The 3,421-nt window shown below is 37.6% G+C and carries 1 protein-coding gene and 1 pseudogene; one reads left to right on the plus strand and one right to left on the minus strand.

The window, feature by feature from the left end; genetic code table 11:
- Positions 1-2,844: SusC/RagA family TonB-linked outer membrane protein (locus BBH99_RS10520; protein WP_066695321.1), on the minus strand; the 2,844-nt coding region annotated here is incomplete at its 3' end.
- 178 nt (positions 2,845-3,022) lie between these two features.
- Between BBH99_RS10520 and BBH99_RS10525 the strand changes: the two are divergent.
- Positions 3,023-3,421 (plus strand): annotated as a pseudogene (locus tag BBH99_RS10525) (MFS transporter); the annotation flags it as partial.

Here is a 3,421-nt window from a genome sequence, read left to right on the forward strand (position 1 = left end):
ATCCTGTTCAGAATTATTTCTTCCTGCAATCTCCGGATCATATCCTGTATATTTTGTGAAAGTGAATAAATTTTCTCCTGTGATATACAATCTCACTTTGCTCATCCCAAAACGGCTGGTTACATCCTGAGGAAGGGTATATCCCAGCTGAACAATTTTCACTCTTACATAATCTCCTTTCTGAAGATAATAATTGGACATCCAGGAGTAGTTGTGATTAGGGTCATTTCGGGTAACTCTCGGGTTGGTATTAGTAGAACCTTCCCCTGTCCAACGGTCTAAAATCTTTGTCTGGTAGTTTGCATCCAGAATATCCAGTCTTCTTAACCCCTGGAATATTTTATTACCTGCCTGTCCTTGGGCAAATACCATAAAATCAAAATTCTTGTAATTTAAATTCACCGTAAGCCCGAAAGTATATTTTGGAATAGAATTTCCTAAGTTCACTTTATCATTCTCATCAATTTTACCATCTCCATTATTATCCTGCCAGATAAAATCTCCCGGTTTAGCATTTGGTAACAGTTTACCTCCACTTGCATTTACATAAGCATCAATTTGTGCCTGATTCTGGAAAATCCCACTATACGTTTGACCATAGAATGATCCGTAGGGCTGTCCTACCGCTACCCTTGATACGGCCCCCATTGTCTGGAAAGAAGCAAGATTAAAATAATCGATATCATTCTCTAATCGTAAAACTTTGTTCTTTATAGTTGCAAAATTTCCGTTGACGGAGATACTGAAATCCTTCCAGCTCTTTTTGTACCCCAATTCAAGTTCCAGACCTGAATTTTCCATATCCCCTACGTTTGACCAAGGTAAATTAGGAACTCCTACATAACCCGGAATACTGATTTGCCTTAAAATATCGGTAGTTTTCTTCTTATACCAATCTGCAGTAAGAGTGAAATGATTGAATAGCTTAAAATCTGCTGCAATGTTCAACTGACTGGTTTGTTCCCATTTCAGATTGGGATTTTCCAATGTACTTGGAGCATACCCTATGATGATGTTATTTCCTGAATTGGTATAGTTACTTCCTGAAACCATAAAGCTCGCAAATCTGAAATTCTCCATTTCATCATTTCCTAACACTCCATATCCACCGCGCAGTTTCAGGTTATTAATGACTTTATTTTCCGGCCAGAAATCTTCTTTATGAACATTCCATCCCAAAGACATTGACGGGAAGGTTCCCCAATGATGGTTAGTCGCAAATTTTGAAGAACCGTCTCTACGAATAGTTCCTGTAAATAAATATTTATCCGCATAATCATAAATAATTCTACCGAAGTAAGATGCTTTACGTGTCTGGATACCATCCCATCCTTTGGCTGTAATATCATCCTGAGGAATATCAAAATTAAAAGAAGCATCCTGCCAGTTTTCAATAGGCAGATTACTGTAAGTTAAACTGGTCCCTCCTGATACATTATATCGGTATACTCCTTGTCCTATCAAAATACTTAGATTATGGTCTCCGAATTTATTCTGATAGGTTAAAGTATTTTCCATACTCCACTCAAATTTATTTTCATCCACCTTATTCAGACTGTTGAAGCCTGTATTTCTGTAATTGGGACTTAAATAATATTTAGGTGTAAAATTGCGGCTTCCCCAATATGATTTCTTCCCATTCAAACTTGACTTGAAGGTAAAATGATCAAGAAACTTAAGTTCAGCAAAAATATTTCCTACAAAATCATCAGACCAACTGTAATTTCCCTGCTGAATAGAACGAAAAGCTCTTGGATTGGTCATCTCATTGTTTACATAACGGGAAATTCCATAAGGATTTCCATTGGGATCACGAATGATATAAGGATCTGTATATCCACCCGGATCTACTTTCGACCAATCTGTAACCACTTCAGGCGTAATAGGATCTAAGTTAACTGCTGAAGCAAGCGGCCCGCCATATTCCTCATTAGCACTTACTCCCTGTGATTTCGTATGGGTATAAGCAAAGGTTTGCCCTAACGTTAAATAATCTGTAACCTTATGGGTTGAATTGAATCTTGCATTAATTCTTTTATAATAAGAGATATCTGTCATTACAATACCCGTCTGATCAAAATATCCGAACGATGTATAGTAGCTTGACTTGTCATTACCGCCGGTAATACTTACTTCATGGGAAGATTTTTCGCCCGTGCCAAAAATGGTATCCTGCCAGTTTGTTCCCTTTCCGAATCCTTGAGGATTGGCAAAACGTGGAGCTTCCCCATCATTTACAAAACCTTCATTAATAATATTCGCATATTGGGTAGCATCTAAAAGATCCAGTTTTTTAGCAGCATTTGAAAAACCGTAGAAACCATTATAAGAAAGAACTAATTTTCCTTTCTTTCCTTTTTTGGTAGTAACCAGGATTACCCCTTTTGCGGCAGAAACACCGTAGATTGCAGATGATGCTCCATCTTTCAGCACTTCAATACTTTCTATATCTGACTGGTTAAGCCATCCGATATTGTCTACCACAATACCATCTACCACCCATAGCGGACTATTGCTTCCCGCTCCGAAACTGGTAATCCCACGGACGCGAACTGTTGCCGCGGCGCCTGGCTGACCAGAATTAGTTACTACAGAAACCCCTGCAGCCCTTCCCTGTAAAACCTGCTCCGGCTTACCGGTTGGAATGTTTTCTATGTCACTGGCTTTAATACTGGCGATTGCTCCCGTTACATTAGACTTCTTCTGAGTCCCGTAACCAATCACTACAATTTCATCTATTTTGTTTTCTTTAGAAAGTGTGTCCTTTTTCGTCTGGCCACTGAAGTTAGCCGTAAAATAGAGGACGGCAATCACTCCCAAATTTCTCGATATTCTTACATTCATATACAGCTATTTGTTTTAATTCTCAAATTGAGACAATAAAAATATATTTTTTTTCAATTAATTAACATTATATTAATAAATATTTTAAAATTTCGTTTATTATTGAGGGTTAAAAGCCATATCTTCGCATCAATTATTCACAAAAAGCTATAAAAATTCAATAAAGTAAACTCCCGAAATGACCACTAAGCATTCCAAAATTTCTCTTCCATTAAAACTGACCTTCCTTATCTTCTCAATGGTGCTGAACTGTATGGGACTTATCATCCTTCAGCTTGCAGATACTAATATTACTTACGGAGAACTGGGGTTTCTGGAATCTTTTAAAGACCTGCCCATTGCTTTCATCTCCCTTTTTGCAGTGAGTTTCATCAATAAAACAGGAACAAAAAAAGCATTAATAGCAGCTTTAGCTATTGTAGGATTCTGCTCCTGCCTGCTTCCCTTTATTGAAGAATTCTGGTTTTATAAAGTATGGTTCGCCATTATCGGGGCTTGTTTTGCCATTGGGAAAATATGCGTGTTTGGAATCATCAGAAATAATATCTCAGATGAAAAATCTCTGGCAAAAACAATG

Source organism: Chryseobacterium contaminans (assembly GCF_001684955.1).
In the GTDB taxonomy this organism is placed as follows: domain Bacteria; phylum Bacteroidota; class Bacteroidia; order Flavobacteriales; family Weeksellaceae; genus Chryseobacterium; species Chryseobacterium contaminans.